The organism is Herbaspirillum autotrophicum (genome assembly GCF_001189915.1).
GTDB classification, from domain to species: domain Bacteria; phylum Pseudomonadota; class Gammaproteobacteria; order Burkholderiales; family Burkholderiaceae_D; genus Herbaspirillum; species Herbaspirillum autotrophicum.
Map to the genome: position 1 here is coordinate 1 of NZ_LFLS01000039.1, position 17,228 is coordinate 17,228.

A 17,228-nucleotide genomic window follows, 5' to 3' on the forward strand; every position below is an offset into this window, starting at 1 on the left:
CCACTGCCACTGCCACTGCCACTGCCACTGCTACTGCTACTGCTACCACCACCAACTTGCGTTACTGCGGCCCCTCACACCTGTTGCGCGCGCTCCAGCATGGCGTGCAGCAAGACATTGCAACCGGCCTCCAGATGCTCGGCCTTGGCATCTTCGATTTCGTTATGACTGATGCCGTCCTTGCAGGGCACGAAGATCATGCCGGCCGGTGCCAGCCGCGCGGCGTAGATGGCGTCGTGACCGGCACCGGACACCACATCCATGTTGCTGTAGCCAAGCGATGCGGTAGCGCGCCGCACCGCATCGACGCAATCCGGATGAAACGGACACGGCGCATAATGCGAAACCCGTTCGATACTGATCGGCAAACCGCTGGACTTGCGCACCGTTTCGATGAATTGGTACAACTCGTCGTGCATGGTGTTGAGCAGCTCCGCACTGACATTGCGCAAATCGATGCTGAACTTGACCGAACCCGGAATCACATTGCGGCTGTTCGGAAAATTCTGGACGAAGCCAACCGTGCCGCGTCCGTATGGCTGGTAGCGGTTGGCAATGTTTTCGGTTTCTTGCATGATCTTGATGGCGGTCTGCAAGGCATCCTTGCGCAGCGGCATCGGCGTCGGGCCGGCATGCGCTTCCATGCCGGTCACTTCGCAGTCGTACCAGGACAAGCCGAGTACCGCCGGCACCACGCCGATGACTTTGTCGGCATCCTCCAGTACCGGTCCCTGCTCGATGTGCGCTTCGAAGTAAGCGCCGATCGGATGATCGCCCGGCGTTTGTTCGCCCAGATAACCGATGCGCTGCAATTCATCGCGCACGCTTTTTCCCTCGATATCCTTGGCGGCGTAGGCATGTTCCAGCGTGAAGGCGCCGCAAAATACACCCGAACCCATCATCACCGGCACGAAGCGCGAGCCTTCTTCATTGGTCCAGATCGCCACTTCCAGCGCCGCCTTGGTGCGGATGTTGCGGTCATTCAGCGTGCGCACCACTTCCAGCGCCGCCAGCACGCCGTAGTTGCCGTCGAACTTGCCGCCGGTCGGCTGCGTATCGATATGGCTGCCGGACATCACCGGCGCGGCCGAGGCATCGGTGCCGGGGCGTCGCATGAAAATATTGCCGATCTGATCGACCGTGATGTGCATGCCGGCATCGCGTCCCCATGACACCACCAGGTCGCGCCCCTGTTTATCCAGATCGGTCAGCGCCAGACGCTTGACTCCGCCTTTTTGCGTGGCGCCGATCTGCGCCAGCGTCATCAGCGATTGCCACAGGCGGTCGCCGTTCACTGTCAGTGTTTCCATAGCTGCTTCCTCGTTGATTGACATTCAGCATTGCAGTCCCGGCCGCAGCCGGGACGTATTCCAGAACTGCCGCCGGTTTAGCGGAAGGCCGGAATCACTTTCTCACCGTAGGTTTCGATGATTTCGCCTTCATTGCCGTTATCCAGATAAATGTTGTACTGGGTAACGCCGGCCGCCTTCAGTTGCTTGATCTTCTCGATGTGCTGTTCCGGTGTGCCGAGCACGCAGAAGCTCTCAACCACATCCGGGGTAATGAAGTCGAGGAACGGGTTATCGCTCTGACCGTGCTTGGAATAGTCATAGCCGCGTCGTTTTTCGATGTACGACGTCAGGCTCTTGGGCACCAGACCGGAATCCTTGCCGTACTTGTCGACGATGTCGGCCACGTGATTGCCGACCATGGCCGGGAACCACTTGGTGGCTTCAATGCATTCATCCATCGGCCCGAAGAATGCCGGCGCTGCTGCCTGCACCTTGAATTTGGACATATCGCGACCGGCGGCCTTGCCGGCGACCTGGGTCTGATCAGCAAACCACTTGCACAAGCCCGGCTCGGCAATCTGCAAGATCACGCCATCGCCGACTTCGCCGGCCACCTTCAATGCCTGCGGACCGTAAGCGGCAATCCAGACCGGCAACTCATAGCCGTCAGCCCAGGGAAACTTGACCGGATTCGGGCAATTGTCATAGGTCACTTCTTCGCCGCGCACCATGGCTTTGACCTTGGTGGTGAACTCGGCCAGCCGTTCCATCGAGGCCGGCTTGTTGCCCATCACCCGGCGCGAGCTGTCGCCGCGACCGAGGCCGATATCGATGCGGCCATTCGATTGCGCTGCCAGGCTGCCGTACAGCGATGCTGCCAGCGACCAGTCGCGCACATCCGGATTGGTCACGCACGGTGCGAAGCGCATCCTGGTGGTGTGTTCCATGCACATCGCCATGGCCACGAACGATTCGCGCCACAGAATGTGCGAGTCGTAGAACCAGCAATATTCAAAACCGTGGCTTTCCGCCAGGCGCACCAGGGCGCGGGCACGGTCGGGGGATACAACGCCTTTGAAGCAGATACCGAATTGCATGATGTGTCTCCTGTTGTTTAAGGTGGTGCAGGTGATGCGTAAATGATTGATGAAACTTGCGTCAGTGGATAAAAATGGCGCCGGCCGGTTCAGGTGCCGGGGGCCCAGATGCGAATGCCGGCATGGGTAAACGGCACCTTCTTGCTGATGTTGAGACGGATCAGGATCGGCGTGATCGCTTCAATGCAGCGCGCCGCACTGGCCGGGCCGCAGTAATAGGCGGCGACGCCGAGCCGGGTGATCAGTTCGGCCACCTTGTCGGCTGCCTCTTGCTGGTTGCCGCACACCAGGATGTCGCAATTGATGCGCTGTTCCAGATGATTGAGCGTGGCCGCCGAGACGTTGTGCAAGGCGCCGACTACCGCGATGTCTTCCCCGAGCAAGTCTTGCGCTGCTTCGGTGGCCGAACCCTGCGGCGGCATGGCCACCGCTTTCGGATTGTTTGGCGCCAGCGGCACCACCAGATCGACCAGAATCTTGCCGCCCAGATGCGGCTTGAGCGCCTGCAATGCGGCATCGTGGCCGGAATACGGGACGGCCAGCATCACGATTTCATCGGCCGCCTGCACCGCCTCGATGTTTTCGCAGCCATCGATATGCGCTGCACCGACATGGCCGGCCAGCTTCCGGTTCAGCTCCGCTGCAATGTCAACGCCGCGTGCGCGGTCCCGTGAACCCAATGCGACCGGCACTCCTGCCTGCGCAAAACGCAGTGCCAGTCCTTGCCCTTGCGGGCCGGTTCCGCCCAAAATTGCGATCTTCATAAAAACAAATCCTCCTTGACAGGTCGAACAAACTGTTTGGCATTGGCGAGGGCATCTGCTTCCCACGCCAGGCCGCGTACTACAACTACCGGGGTGCCGCTGTCCTTGCCCATGAGCAGGCCGGTGGCGGCGGAAATTTCATCGGCAAAGGCCGGTTCGGAAATGCGCAGGCTGCGGCCATAGGCATCGGCCTGTCCGACCCAACTGACCACGGTCGGTACATTGGCGACGCCGATGGCGATATTCACCAGTCCGCGCCGCCACGGGCGGCCGAAGGTATCGGTGATGATCACGCCAAGCGTGAAACCGGCATCGCGCCGCAGCACTTCGGCGATGCGACGGGCGCTGGCGTCGGCGTTTTCCGGCAGCAACAGCAGGACGCCGTCGGCGCCGACATTGGATTCATCGATGGCGGCATTGGCACACACCCAGCCATCGCGGTGGCGGGTGATCACCAGGCCGTCGGGAGCAAACGCGGCGACCCGGATCACGTCGCTCGACTCATCCAGAATCGCCTGCACCTTGCGCGCATCCTTGCCGCTGGCAGCCGCAATTTCGCGTGCCTTGGGGCCGGCTTCGATATCGCGCAGATGCCGGGTGCGGCCTTCGGCCTTGGAGACGACTTTTTGTGCGATGACCACAATATCGCCCGCTTGCCAGCGCTCGCCGCCGGCCTGCATGGCGTCGACAATCAGCGCCGCCAGATCGTCACCGGCATGCACCTCGGGAATGCCGGGCAACGCGAACATGCGCATTGCGGTTGGGGTGGCCTGTTTCATGGCAATGCTCCGCTGGCATGCCGCTGGCCGGTGGACTGGCCGGCCGCGAGTGCCGCATTGGCAGCCAGCGTCTGCGACAACACCAGCAAATCGGCCGGGGTATCGAGATCATGGCCGATGAACGGCAAATAACAGCGCTGCACCGTCATGCCATGCGCCATCGCGTATTGTTCGTGCTTGCGCGCCGAGTCGATGCCGTACTGAAAGACAATCGCTTGCGGCGGCGACAGCAGCAGCATGTTGGTGCCGCCATCGCGGGCTTCGGCAATCACCATCTGGCAGCGCTGCGCCAGGTGCAGCAAACTGTCGACTTCGGCCCGCAACAACACCGGGATATCGGCCGGCACCACAATCAGCCGCTGATAGTCATGCGCCATGGCCCAGTCGGCAGCCACCGTGGCGGCGGCATTCAGGCCGGCATCGGCCAGCTCGTGCAAGACCCGGGCACCGGCGGCGCGGGCACGCACCGCAATCGCTGCAGACGACGTGACTACCGCGACGTCACACGCCGGGAAATGGCTGTTGAAAAATTGCAGCGTGCGCTGAAACAGATCAAACACGATGCGTTGCCGTTGCGCCGCATCGAGCACCGGCGACAGCCGTGATTTGGCATGCGGCAAATCCTTCATGGGAATCGCGATCAGGGTTTTCATGCGCACTCCTTGTTCAGCAGCGGCGCCGACGTCGGTGCCGCATTGCGCCAGGTCGGCAGCCATTGCAGGAGGCGCTCGGTCAGCGCCAGCGAACGGGCCTGATCTGGAATCATGGTGTCGCAGGCCAGCACTGCCAGCCCTTGCGCGCGCAAGGCATCGGCATCGGCGGCATCGCTGGCGTCGATCACCAGCGCATCAATCACGCCCTGATAGCGTTTGGCGATTCCGGCATTGCCGCCGCTCATCTTGAGATCGCTCAACATGCGCGCCAGCGGACCCTTGATCGCCTTGCCATTGATCAGCGGCGACACTGCCACGCAAGGCGCGCGGGAGGCGGCCAGCGCGCTACGCAACGACGACAGGGCCAGCATCGGTTCAATCGATAACAGCGGATTGGACGGTGCAATCACGATCAGATCGGCAGCGGCTATCGCGCGTTGCACTTCCGGCGTGATCACTGCCGCGGTCGCACCGCGATAGCGCAAACCGCAGACCTGCGGTTCAGCGCGCTGACGCACGAACCATTGCTGAAACGACAGCCAGCCCTGCGCCGTGGCAACCTCGGTCGGCACCGGCGTATCCGTTACCGGCAACAATTGCGCGCCCAGTCCCATGCGCTGCGCGGCCTCGGCCATGATCGCCGTCAGCCGCCGGCCCTGCCCCAGTTGCCATGAACGATAGATGTGCAAAGCGAAATCGGCATCGCCCAGCATCATCCAGTCCGGCGCGCCGAGACCGGCCAGTGTCTGCAATACCTGCGTGGTGTCGCCTTCCACGCCCCAGCCCTGACTGCGGCTGACGCGACCGGACAAGGTGTACAGCAAGGTATCCAGATCCGGACATACCTGCAACCCGTAAAACCGTTCGTCGTCGCCGACATTGGCCACGACTGTCAACGCCCCGGCCGGCAATGCTGCCTGCAGTCCCAGCGCCATGCGCGCACCGCCGACGCCGCCCGCCAGCAGTACCACCCGTTGCGGCATGGCCGTCATGCAAGTTGATGTGGTATCAGCCATGTGCCAGCTCCCCGATTGCAGTGGTGCGGCCATGCGCCATGCTGCGCTGGCTGATGAACCGAATCGGATCATAGGGGCGCGGCTTGAGCGGCGCTTGCGCTTGCGGGTCGTGATCGGCGTAGGTTTCGAGTGGTACGTACAAGGTGCTGCGGCGTACCGGCAGGCGATTGGCATCGCGGATGATCTTGACCATTTCCGCTGCCGTGATTTCTTCGCCATAGCTGGCCCCGGAAGAACGCGAAATCGATTCATCCATCAGGGTGCCGCCCATGTCGTTGACGCCGGACGACAACAGAATCTGTGCCACTTCCGGCCCCAGCTTGACCCACGACACTTGAATGTTGTCGATCCAGCCGGCCAGCATCAGGCGCGCCACGGCATGCATTTTCAGATGTTCGTCGAGCGTGGCACCGGCACGTACCCCGGGAATTTCGCGTTCAACAAACAACGGCGCTTCGCTGTGTACAAAGCCGAGCGGCACGAATTCGGTAATGCCGCCGGTGTCTTTTTGAATCGTGCGCAGCAAGTCGATATGCGCGGCCCAATGGCGCGGGCCGTCGATATGGCCGTACATGATGGTCGAGGTACTGCGCAGGCCGACACCGTGCGCGGCGCGAATGATATCGACCCAGGCCTGGGCCGACAATTTGTCGCGCGTCAGTTGCTGGCGAATCTCGGTATCCAGAATCTCTGCCGCGGTACCGGGAATCGACCCCAAACCAGCCTGCTTCAGTTCGCTGAGAAAATCGGCCGGTGACAGGCGACGCTTCTTCGATCCGTACCAGATTTCAAACGGCGAAAAGGCATGGATGTGCATTTCCGGCACCCGTGCCTTGATGGCCTCGATCAGGTCGCGATAATGGGTGCCCTTGATATCGGGATGCAGTCCGCCCTGCATGCAGATTTCGGTCGCGCCGCGCTGGCTGGCGACTTCAGCGCGATGCGCCACTTCATTCAGACTGATGAGCTGGGCATCGTCGTCTTCACGCTTGCGCGAGAAGCCGCAGAAGCGGCATCCCATATAACAAACGTTGGTGAAATTGATATTGCGCGTGACGACAAAGCTGACCTTGTCGCCGACACGCTGATGGCGCACGAAATCGGCGGTCGCCAGCAAGGCCATCAAATCCGGTCCGGCAGCACTGAACAATATTTCGCCGTCGGCGCGGCTGATTTCCTGTCCGGCCAGATGGCCTTCGAGAATCCGCCGGATCACCGGCGAGGCTTGCAGCAAGGCTTGCGGCAAACCGTGGCGTCCCGGGGCATCCTTGAGACGGACGATCAATTCGCGATCAGAGGTATTCATGCTGTGCACTCCTCATTAATGACAGTAGCAGCCAGGTATTGCTGCGCGGCCAGACCGTCGGCCCGTGCCTGCGCTTGCAATGCGGCATGGGGCGCCGGGTCCAGAAATTCGGGCGCGTTCAGATAGCGCGGATAGGTGGTCAGGCGCTCTTGCAGTTGCAAGCCCTGCCTGGCGGTGCGGCGCGCCACTTCGTTGATCGCCGGCCACGCGCGCTCCGGGTTGATGTGGTCGGCCGTCAGCGGCGAGATGCCGCCCCAGTCATTGATGCCGGCATCGAGATAACGCTCGAAGGCATCGGCCAGATTGGGAGGTGCTTGCAGTGAAATATCGGCCGGCAGCAGAAGTCGCGCCAGGGTCAGCGTGCGCAGCATGTCGTCCATACCCGGCTCTTGCCAGCTCGCCATCAGCGTGCCCGGCTTGGCGCGGAAGTTCTGCACGATCACTTCCTGGATATGGCCGTATTCGCGATGGGTCTCGGCAATCGCCAGCAGACTGTCGACACGCTCGGCCCAGGTTTCGCCGATACCGATCAGGATGCCGGTAGTGGTGGCGATCTTTTCGACACCCGCCATGTGCAAGGTGCGCAGCCGCTGCACCGGCACTTTATCGGGGCAGGCATAGTGCGGCATGCCGCGCCCCACCAGCCGGCGACTGATGTTTTCCAGCATCAGGCCGACACTGCCGGACACCGCCTTGAGCTGGCGTACTTCATTCAGGTTCAGGGTGCCGGCATTGACGTGCGGGATCAGTGTGGTTTCGCGCAATACCCGCTCGCTCATGGCGATCACGTAATCCATGGTGCTGGCGTAACCGAGCCGGTCCAGCATGGCGCGCGCTTCGGGATAGCGCAGCTCCGGCTTCTCGCCGAGCGAAAACAAGGCTTCCTTGCAGCCCAGCCGCTGGCCTTCATGGGCAATCGCCATCACCTGCTCCGGCGTCAGATAACCGGCGCCGGGCGTACCGGGCTGTTTGGCAAAGGTGCAGTAACCACACTGGTCACGGCACAGATTGGTCAACGGGATGAATACCTTGCGCGAATAGGTGACGATATCGCCCCAGGCGCGGCTCCGGATATCGCGGGCTACCGCCATCAGACGCGCCATGCCGGCGGCGTCGGCGTGCTCCATGTCGAGAAAATCGGATCTGAGCAACATACTGGTATCTCCTGTTTTAAGGTAAAAGCTTCCCCGGCCCCTCTGGCGGGGGCTGTCTGCAATCAACTGGGATCAAGCGCCGGCGCTGTGTGTGAACGGCCCGGGCGGGGGCGGGTTCAGCGTGCTGTCATCGCGTCACCTTGACCGGGGCTGCGTTCTCGCGCAGGGTGTTGAGCGCGTCGAACATCGGCGAAAAAGCCGGACGCTCGATATGGCGGCCGGCGCCGCGCACCGCGCGCAAGTCGCCGCGACAAAACACCAGCTTGCCGCCGCTCACGGTATGGCTGGGGATGCCTTTGACGGTGCGGCCTTCGAGTACATTGAAACCACCTTTGGCGAATTGCGTCTTGGCTGAAACGGTGCGGGTGCCCTGCGGGTCCCACACCACCAGATCGGCATCGGCGCCCACCGCCACCGCGCCCTTGCGCGGATACATATTGAAGATCTGCGCGGCGTTGGTTGAGGTAATACGCACGAATTCGGAAGGCGTCAGCTTGCCGCTGTTGACGCCGCCATCCCAGATTGCCGCCATGCGGTCTTCGACGCCGCCGCAACCATTGGGAATTTTGGTGAAGTCATTGCGACCGCCGGCTTTCTGCTCGGCGCAAAAAGTGCAGTGATCGGTCGCGGTGGTATGCAGGTTGCCGCTTTGCAGACCTTGCCACAGTGCCTGCTGATGTTCTTTGGCGCGGAATGGCGGACTCATGACGTGGCCGGCGGCAACGTCGAAATCGGGATGGCGGTAGACGCTTTCATCCACCACCAGATGCCCGGCCAGCACTTCGCCGAACACCCGCTGACCGCGGGCGCGGGCACGCGTGATGATTTCCAGCGATTCGGCACAGGACACGTGCACGATATACAGCGGCGTGTTGAGCACATTGGCAATCGCAATCGCCCGGTTGGCGGCTTCCGCCTCTACCATCGGCGGCCGCGACAACGGATGTGCTTCGGGTCCGGTCATGCCCTGTTGCAGCAAGGCTTGCTGCAATTGGAATACCAGTTCGCCGTTTTCGGCATGCACAGTGGGAATCGCGCCCAGTTCCAGCGCGCGCCGGAAACTCTTCACCAGAATTTCATCATCGGCCATGATGGCGTTCTTGTAGGCCATGAAGTGCTTGAAGCTGTTGACGCCATGTTTTTTCACCAGCGTTTCCATATCGTCATGCACCGACTGATCCCACCAGGTCACCGCAACGTGAAAGGTGTAATCGCCGGCTGACTTTTCTGCCCAGCCGCGCCAGGTCTGATACGCCTCCATCAGCGACTGTTGCGGATTGGGAATCACGAAATCCATGATCGTGGTGGTGCCGCCGGCCAGACCGGCTGCGGTGCCGGTAAAGAAATCATCGGCCGTGACCGTGCCCATGAACGGCAATTGCATATGGGTGTGCGGGTCAATCCCGCCCGGCATCACATACTGGCCGCCGGCATCAATCACTTCTGTCTGGGCCGGCACTTCCAGCCGCTCGCCGACGGCGACGATCTTGCCGCCTTCGCACAAGACATCGGCGCGAAACTCCCGGTCGGCATTGACGACGGTCCCGCCACGAATCACGATACGCATTCTGTTCTCCTCACTGACAAAATCTGTGCGCGACTGCAATGGCAATTGCAGCCGCCCTGCTTGGGCCAAACACGACTCAACGCTGCGGCGTCGACAAACCCGGCAACGCCACTTCCTTTTTGCTGTTCATCATGACGCCATAGACCAGCCCCGAGATCACCACGCCGACAAACCAGGCGTAGGTATAAATGGTCTTGAAACCTTCCCCGACTTCAGGGAATGAAGCAGGAAATGCCGCATTCAAAAAACCTGGAATATTCGGCAGCACGCCGATCACGAAGGCCAGGATCGCGGCCATGTTCCAGCCATTGCCGTAGGAATACTTGCCGTCTTCCTTGTACAGTTGGTCGACATCGAGCCGGGTCTTGCGGATGAAGTAGTAATCAACGATCAGGATGCCGGCGATGGGGCCGAGCAAGGCCGAATAGCCGATCAGCCAGGTAAAGATGTAGCCTTGGGTCGATTCCAGGATTTTCCACGGCATCATCACGATCGCCAGGAAGGCCGTGAAGTAACCACCGGTCTTGTAGGAAATATGCTTGGGACTGAGCGCCGAAAAGTCATAGGCCGGTCCGACCAGATTGGCAGCCAGATTGACGCTGGCGGTATCGATCAGCAAGATGATCAGCGCAATCAGCACGGCGGCGCCGGTCATGCGGCTGGCCAGATCGACCGGATCCCAGATCGCTTGTCCGTACAACACCACCGATGCCGACGTCACGATCACGGCCAGCATCGCCAGCAAACCCATCGGCACCGGCAAACCCACGGTCTGGCCAATGACTTGATCGCGTTGCGATTTGGCGAAGCGGGTGAAGTCGGGAATATTCAGCGCCAGCGTGGCCCAGAACCCGACCATGGCAGTCAGCGATGGCCAGAAATTGTTCCAGAACTGCCCCGCCTTTTTGCCGCCTTCAACGAATTGCGATGGCTGATCCAGCAGCGGGCCAAAACCGCCGGCGGTCTTGTAGACCCACCACAGCAACACGAAACAGATGACGATCTTGAGTGGCGCGGTATAGGTTTCCAGTTTGCGGATCGATTCCATGCCATGCACGATGTACCAGAACTGGATCGCCCAGAAAATCAGAAAGCAAATGAATTGCGCGCCATTGATGCCGAGTCCGGCAATCTTGTCGCCGCCGAGCGGATGGCCGATCAGCACGCCGGTCAGGGTATAGATCATCTGACCGCCGAACCAGGTCTGGATGCCGTACCAGCCACAGGCCACAATCGCCCGCATCAATGCCGGCAAACGGGCGCCGGCGGTGCCGAACGAGGCCCGCGCCAGTACCGCATAGGGAATGCCGTACTTGGTGCCGGCATGACCGATCAGCAGCATCGGCAACAACACGATGGCATTGGCGAGGAACACGGTCATGACCGCCTGGTTGCCCGACATGCCGGCTTCGATCAGGCTGGCGGCCAGGGTATAGGCCGGGATGCACATGACCATGCCAACCCACAGCGATGCGAAGTGATACCAGCGCCAGGTGCGCTGGCTCGCGGTAGTCGGCGCCAGGTCTTCATTCCACAGACCATTGCTGCCGGATAGATTCTGTTTCACGGTTTGTCTCCATTTAATGTTGTCGATAGCAACTTGTTTTTTTATTCGGCACTACGGCTCGCCTGGATCAACTACCCGTCTCAGACACACTGCGCAAATGCCCTGCTCGGTCTTGCCATTCATGGCTTGCGGACGAACCTTGTATCTGTCGGACTGCAAAAATGTCCTCCCTCGTTTTTTTCATCGTGGCAAGTCATGTCGTGATGACTTGCCACGTCGCCGCTCACTTCATTTGCGGGAAAGCGAACTCGACGCCGGCGCTGGCGGTATTCGGCCAGCGTTGCATGACCGCCTTGTGGCGCGTATAGAAGCGCACGCCTTCCGGACCGTAGACATGATGGTCGCCAAACATGCTGCGTTTCCAGCCGCCGAAACTGTTGAACGCCATCGGCACCGGCAACGGCACGTTGACCCCGACCATGCCGACTTGAATCTGGCGCACGAACTCCCGCGCCACGCCGCCGTCACGCGTGAATACCGCGACGCCGTTGCCGTATTCGTGGCGATTGATCAGATCGACCGCGCTGGCAATATCCGGTGCCCGCAATACGCACAGCACCGGACCGAAAATTTCTTCCTTGTAGATCGACATTTCCGGCGTCACGTGATCGAACAAGGTGCCGCCGACGAAGAAACCGTTTTCGCGTCCCTTCACTTTGCAATCGCGGCCATCCACCACCAGCGTTGCGCCTTCCTTGACGCCCTGCCCGATCAGGCTTTCGATGCGTTGCTTGGCGGCAGCGGTGACCACCGGCCCCATCTCGGCATCCTTGTCCATGCCATCCTTGACCTTCAGGGCGCGGGTGCGCTCGGCCAGCGCGGCAATCAGTTTGTCGCCGGCATCGCCGACCGCCACCGCCACCGAAATCGCCATGCAGCGCTCACCGGCGGAACCGTAGGCGGCGCCGATCAAGGCATCCACCGCCTGCTGCATATCGGCATCCGGCATCACCACCATGTGATTCTTGGCGCCGCCCAGTGCCTGCACGCGCTTGCCATTGGCACAGCCACGGGCATAGATGTATTCGGCAATCGGCGTAGAACCGACAAAGCTGATGGCTTGCACCGATGGATTGTCGAGCAAGGCTTCGACGGTTTCCTTGTCGCCTTGCACCACGTTGAATACGCCGTTCGGCAAGCCGGCCTGCTTGAGCAATTCCGCGTGCAACAACGATGGCGACGGATCGCGCTCGGATGGTTTCAAGACAAAGGTATTACCGCACGCCAGCGCAATCGGGAACATCCACATCGGCACCATCACCGGGAAATTGAACGGCGTAATGCCGGCCACCACGCCGAGCGGCTGGCGCATCGACCAGGCATCGATGCCACGGGCGATCTGGTCGGTGAATTCACCCTTGAGCAATTGCGGAATGCCGACCGCATATTCGATCACTTCAATACCGCGCGCCACCTCGCCTTGGGCATCGGAAAATGTCTTGCCGTGCTCGCGGGTGAGCATGGTGGCGAATTCGTCGGCATGTTGCTGCACCAGTTGCAGATAACGGAACAAGACCCGGGCGCGGGTCAGCGGCGGCGTATTCGACCAGGCCGGAAAGGCGGCGGCGGCCGCCGCCACGGCGGCGTTGACTTCCGCCGTGGTGCCCAGCGCCACGCGCGCCACCGGCACACCCAGCGCCGGATTGAACACGTCGGCGTAACGGCCGCTTTGGGTATCGCTGCGTTCGCCATTGATGAAATGGGTAATGATGTCCAGTTTGCTCATTTTTTATCCTGTTGCTGTCATTGACCAGGTCAGTGACGATGTCGTGAAGTCCGCTTGCGGACCAGAGTGGCGCTGCTCTTCAAAGCTGCGCCGGGAAAGGTAATGCCGATTCAATCCAGCGCTTTCAGGATGGTCGCCAGTTTGCCGATCAACTCATCGATGTGTTTCTTTTCCAGCGTCAGCGGTGGCGACAAGGCAATGATGTCGCCGGTGATGCGAATCAGGATGCCGTCGGCAAACGCTTGCTTGAATGCCTTGTAGGCACGGGCGCCGGGCTTGCCGGGAATCGATGCCAGTTCGATGCCGGCGATGATGCCGATGCTGCGGATGTCGAGCACGTGCGGCAAGCCTTTGAGCGAATGCACCGCGTCGGCCCAGTAAGACGCCATGCTGCGCGCATGCTCCAGTACCCCGTCCTGTTCGAAAATATCCAGTGAAGCAAGACCGGCAGCGCACGCCAGCGGATGGCCTGAATAGGTATAGCCGTGGAACAGTTCAATGCCGTCCGGCCCTTGCATGAAGGCATCGTGGATCGCTTGCTTGACGAACACCGCGCCCATCGGCACCACGCCGTTGGTGAGCCCCTTGGCAGTCGTGACCATGTCCGGCTCGACATCAAAATAATCAAATGCAAAGGGCGTAGTGAGGCGACCGAAGCCGGTAATCACTTCATCGAAAATCAACAGAATGCCGTGCTTGGTGCACAGTTCGCGCAAGCGTTTCAGATACCCCTTGGGCGGTACCAGCACACCGGTGGAACCGGCTACCGGTTCGACGATCACGGCGGCAATGGTGGAGGCATCATGCAGCGCGACGATGCGTTCCAGCTCATCGGCCAGATGGGCGCCCCACTCAGGTTGATCGCGAGTGAAGGCGTTGTGCTCCGGATGATGGGTGTGCGGCAAATGATCCACGCCGTTGAGCAGCAAACCGAAATGTTTGCGATTGCCGGCGATGCCGCCCACCGAAATGCCGCCGAAACCGACGCCGTGATAACCGCGTTCCCGGCCGATCAGACGTACCCGCGAGGCATCGCCACGGGCCCGGTGATACGCCAGCGCCATCTTCAATGCGGTGTCCACCGCTTCCGAACCGGAGTTGGTATAGAACACCTGGCTGAAGCGATTGCCGGTGAATTTTTTCAGTCGCTCGGCCAATTCGAATGCCGCCGGATGGCCGATCTGGAACGATGGTGCGTAGTCGAGTTTGGCGACCATTTTCTGTACCGCATCGACAATCTTCGGCTGCGCATGTCCCAGCGGCACACACCACAAACCGGCGGTACCGTCGAGCACGGCATGGCCGGCGTCATCGCGGTAATACATGCCTTCGGCCGATACCAGCATGCGCGGCTGCGCCTTGAAATCGCGGTTGGCGGTGAACGGCATCCAGTAAGAAGCCATGTTGTTCGATTGCATAGAAAGTCTCCGTAAGGTGTGCTGTGGATCACTGCTGCGGGCATTGCATTTTTATTTACCATCAGGGAAAAATATTTACCCTTTGGTAAAAATATGGTGCAATGGTATGCGGCACTGTACCTGCCGAGACATACACAGACACATAAAAAAAATCCAACCGTAGTGGTAGCTGAAACAGAACAGTTCTGTTCGATGCAGCAAAAAGGAGACACGTAATGGGCGAGACAGCCAAGGCAGCAACGATATTGCACTGCACAGATTTACCCCGACCGTGGCCCGATCTGAAGATTGATCGCAGCAAACGAGGTGGGCTGGTGGAACAAATTGTAGCGGCGGTCACCGACATGGTGAGCGAGAAAAAGCTGCGGGTCGGCACCAAAATGCCGTCCGTCAGACAGTTTGCCAAGTGGTATTGCGTCAGCACCTTCACTGTGGTCGAAGCCTATGATCGCCTGATCACGCACGGAGTCTTGTCGTCGCGCCGCAGCTCCGGCTATTTCGTGGCGCGCACCGAATCGCCCAAACCGTTGCCAGCACAGATCGGCAGCCATGCCCTGCCGCTGACGGAAATCGATACCCTCACCCCCGACCTGTACAGTGGCATGTCGGAATCCTTGCCGGTGGGCACCGGCTGGCTGCCGCCCGAATGGTATGGCGAAGCCACCATTCTCGACGCGGTCCGCCAAGCCATGCGCATGCCGTCCAGTCGCTTGCGCGGCTATGGCCATGCACGCGGCTTCCCCGCACTGTGCCAGCATCTTGCCAGTACCCTGAGTGAAGATCTGTTTGCGGTAGAACCGAATCAGATTCTGTTGACGCATGGTGCCACTCACGCGTTCGATCTGATCTTGCGCACGCTGACCAAACCCGGTGATTGCGTGTTCGTCGAAGATCCCGGCTATGGCAATCTGGTGGCGCTGATCCGGCACCACGCCTGTATCCCGGTCGGCATTCCGCGCGGCGAACAGGGTCTCGACTTCGAGGTCTTGCAAGCACATGCGGCGACCGACAAACCCAAGCTGATGTTCGTCAACACGGTGCTGCAAAATCCGCTCGGCACTTCCCTCACGCATGCACAGACGCATCGCTTGCTGGCGATTGCCGAGCAATTCGATTTCTGGATTGTGGAAGATGACATCTATCGCGAACTGGCGGCCGGTTCCGATCCGTCGCTGGCGGCGATGGATGGTTTGCGGCGCGTGATCCGGGTCGGCAGTTTTTCCAAGACACTGTCGCCGGCGCTGCGCGTCGGCTCCATTTCGGCCTCGACGTCACTGATGCCGGAAATTGCCAGAGTCAAGATGCTGGCCGGACTCACCACCTCTGAAATCAACGAACGCGCGGCTTACCATGCGCTCACCTGCGGCAGTTACCGGCGCATGCTGGAACGCCTGAAAATCCGGCTCGATGCCGCCCGCGAAAGAACCCTGAGCAATCTCGGTGATCTGGGCCTGACCCCGTTGGCCAAACCGCGCGGCGGCATGTTTGTGAGTGCCGGCTGGCAGCAGACTCCGAATGCCGAATGTTGTGGCAAGAGCATCGCTGATCTGGCGCTGCAATCCGACATCCTGCTCGCGCCCGATGAATTTTTCACCATCACCAATACCGATTCCATCTGGTTTCGTTTCAACGTCGCCTATTCCGATTCACCACTGTTATCCGATTTTTTACGCAACATCAGCGAAAGACTGATCACTGCGGGTACATTACAACAATAGCCACATCATCAGCACTTTGCCTTCAAGAGAAAAACCATGCCTGCTACGCAAAAAAACAATTTGAGCTTGACCCACGTTTCCAGCCGTCGCGAAATCAATCGCGACAATCTGGAAGCGGATATCGTTGCCCAGGCAGAACGTGTATTTGCAGAATGCGGATACGAAGGGACGTCGATTGCCGCGATTGCCGAAAACGTCGGCCTGTCGAAACAGAATCTGCTGTACTACTTTCCCTCCAAGCAGATCTTGTACAAACGGGTACTCGATGACGTGCTCGACTCCTGGCTGGAACGCATGACGGTATTGGCCGATCCGGCGCTGCAACCGGAAGACGCGTTGCGCTCCTATATCGAAGCCAAGCTGCGCTTTTCACGCGAGCGGCCGTGGGGTTCACGGGTCTATGGCATGGAAGTGATTTCCGGTGCCCACATGTACAGCGCAGAAATTCGCGCCAAGGTGGTGCCGGTATTGCGCAAGGATATCGAAATCTTCGAACAATGGATGGCGGAGGGGAAAATCGCGACGATCAATGCCACCCATCTGCTGTTTGCGATCTGGGCGATGACCCAGGCGTATGCGGATTCAGCGTCGCAAATGGTGCTGGTATTGAACCAGCGCGCACTGACGCGCAAGGATTTTGAAGCGGCTGAAAAATTGATTTGCGATATGGTGCTGGCGGGAATTCGCATCTTGCCCTGATGTTGGTCCGGGCAGATACCGGATCTGACCGGCCTCGCACGAGCGCCCGGTCAGTATCCGCATCAAGCCGTCAATATGGCATTGACGGCGGCAGACAGCATGCTGATCAGACTGCTTCAGCGCCGGTTTCGCCGGTACGGATACGAATCACCTGCTCCACTTCGCGCACGAAAATCTTGCCATCGCCGATCTTGCCGGTGCGCGCTGCCTTGATGATGGCATCGACTACCGAATCCACCACCTTGTCGTCGACCACGACTTCGATTTTTACCTTGGGCAGAAAGTCGACCACATATTCAGCGCCGCGATACAGTTCGGTATGGCCCTTTTGACGACCGAAACCCTTCACCTCAGTGACGGTCAGACCGGTGACGCCAACTTCGGCCAGCGATTCACGTACTTCGTCCAGTTTGAACGGTTTGATAACGGCTGTGACTTGTTTCATCATTTTCTCCTTAAAATATGGCAAAAA

Annotated in this window: 15 protein-coding genes; 2 read left to right on the plus strand and 13 right to left on the minus strand. The window is 60.0% G+C overall.

Annotated elements, in window-relative coordinates; all coding sequences use genetic code 11:
- Nucleotides 1–74 precede the first annotated feature (74 nt).
- The 12 genes from AKL27_RS23115 to AKL27_RS23170 form a co-directional block, all read right to left on the minus strand.
- The gene (locus AKL27_RS23115) at nucleotides 75–1,310 is read right to left on the minus strand and encodes a Zn-dependent hydrolase (protein WP_050465235.1); all 1,236 of its coding nucleotides are present in this window, start codon (nucleotides 1,308–1,310) and stop codon (nucleotides 75–77) included.
- A 77-nt stretch (nucleotides 1,311–1,387) separates the two neighbouring features.
- The gene (locus AKL27_RS23120; RefSeq protein ID WP_050465236.1) at nucleotides 1,388–2,389 is read right to left on the minus strand and encodes a TIGR03842 family LLM class F420-dependent oxidoreductase; all 1,002 of its coding nucleotides are present in this window, start codon (nucleotides 2,387–2,389) and stop codon (nucleotides 1,388–1,390) included.
- An 89-nt stretch (nucleotides 2,390–2,478) separates the two neighbouring features.
- On the minus strand, nucleotides 2,479–3,153 hold the full coding sequence (npdG, locus tag AKL27_RS23125) for an NADPH-dependent F420 reductase (protein WP_050465237.1): 675 nt from the start codon (nucleotides 3,151–3,153) through the stop codon (nucleotides 2,479–2,481).
- A complete protein-coding gene (gene cofE, locus AKL27_RS23130) occupies nucleotides 3,150–3,932 on the minus strand; it encodes a coenzyme F420-0:L-glutamate ligase (RefSeq protein ID WP_050465238.1) in 783 nt (260 codons plus the stop codon). The genes npdG and cofE overlap by 4 nt, the downstream gene beginning before the upstream one ends.
- The gene (gene cofC / locus AKL27_RS23135) at nucleotides 3,929–4,585 is read right to left on the minus strand and encodes a 2-phospho-L-lactate guanylyltransferase (protein ID WP_198156063.1); all 657 of its coding nucleotides are present in this window, start codon (nucleotides 4,583–4,585) and stop codon (nucleotides 3,929–3,931) included. Before cofC ends, cofE begins: the two co-directional genes overlap by 4 nt.
- Nucleotides 4,582–5,601 carry a 2-phospho-L-lactate transferase gene (gene cofD / locus AKL27_RS23140; RefSeq protein WP_198156064.1) on the minus strand — a complete coding sequence of 340 codons (1,020 nt, stop codon included), beginning with the start codon at nucleotides 5,599–5,601 and terminating at the stop codon, nucleotides 4,582–4,584. Before cofD ends, cofC begins: the two co-directional genes overlap by 4 nt.
- Nucleotides 5,594–6,907 carry a 5-amino-6-(D-ribitylamino)uracil--L-tyrosine 4-hydroxyphenyl transferase CofH gene (gene cofH / locus AKL27_RS23145; protein ID WP_050465241.1) on the minus strand — a complete coding sequence of 438 codons (1,314 nt, stop codon included), beginning with the start codon at nucleotides 6,905–6,907 and terminating at the stop codon, nucleotides 5,594–5,596. The genes cofD and cofH overlap by 8 nt, the downstream gene beginning before the upstream one ends.
- Nucleotides 6,904–8,061, minus strand: a complete 1,158-nt coding sequence (cofG, locus tag AKL27_RS23150; protein WP_050465242.1) for a 7,8-didemethyl-8-hydroxy-5-deazariboflavin synthase CofG — start codon at nucleotides 8,059–8,061, stop codon at nucleotides 6,904–6,906. Before cofG ends, cofH begins: the two co-directional genes overlap by 4 nt.
- 127 nt (nucleotides 8,062–8,188) lie before the next feature.
- A complete protein-coding gene (hydA, locus tag AKL27_RS23155) occupies nucleotides 8,189–9,628 on the minus strand; it encodes a dihydropyrimidinase (RefSeq protein ID WP_050465243.1) in 1,440 nt (479 codons plus the stop codon).
- A gap of 76 nt (nucleotides 9,629–9,704) precedes the next feature.
- Nucleotides 9,705–11,195, minus strand: a complete 1,491-nt coding sequence (locus AKL27_RS23160) for an NCS1 family nucleobase:cation symporter-1 (protein ID WP_050465244.1) — start codon at nucleotides 11,193–11,195, stop codon at nucleotides 9,705–9,707.
- A 223-nt stretch (nucleotides 11,196–11,418) separates the two neighbouring features.
- On the minus strand, nucleotides 11,419–12,921 hold the full coding sequence (locus AKL27_RS23165; RefSeq protein WP_050465245.1) for a CoA-acylating methylmalonate-semialdehyde dehydrogenase: 1,503 nt from the start codon (nucleotides 12,919–12,921) through the stop codon (nucleotides 11,419–11,421).
- 110 nt (nucleotides 12,922–13,031) lie between these two features.
- Entirely contained in the window at nucleotides 13,032–14,339 is a 1,308-nt protein-coding gene (locus tag AKL27_RS23170) for an aspartate aminotransferase family protein (RefSeq protein ID WP_050465246.1), read from the minus strand.
- Nucleotides 14,340–14,653: 314 nt separating this feature from the next.
- Here AKL27_RS23170 and AKL27_RS23175 point away from each other — a divergent pair, with 314 nt between their 5' ends.
- Entirely contained in the window at nucleotides 14,654–16,057 is a 1,404-nt protein-coding gene (locus tag AKL27_RS23175; protein ID WP_332308362.1) for an aminotransferase-like domain-containing protein, read from the plus strand.
- A gap of 36 nt (nucleotides 16,058–16,093) precedes the next feature.
- Complete coding sequence (locus AKL27_RS23180) at nucleotides 16,094–16,756, plus strand: TetR/AcrR family transcriptional regulator (RefSeq protein WP_050465248.1); 663 nt, start codon at nucleotides 16,094–16,096, stop codon at nucleotides 16,754–16,756.
- A gap of 106 nt (nucleotides 16,757–16,862) precedes the next feature.
- On the opposite strand, the gene AKL27_RS23185 is transcribed toward AKL27_RS23180, so the two are convergent.
- Nucleotides 16,863–17,201, minus strand: coding sequence for a P-II family nitrogen regulator (locus tag AKL27_RS23185; protein ID WP_050465249.1), 339 nt, complete (start codon nucleotides 17,199–17,201; stop codon nucleotides 16,863–16,865).
- Nucleotides 17,202–17,228 lie beyond the last annotated feature (27 nt).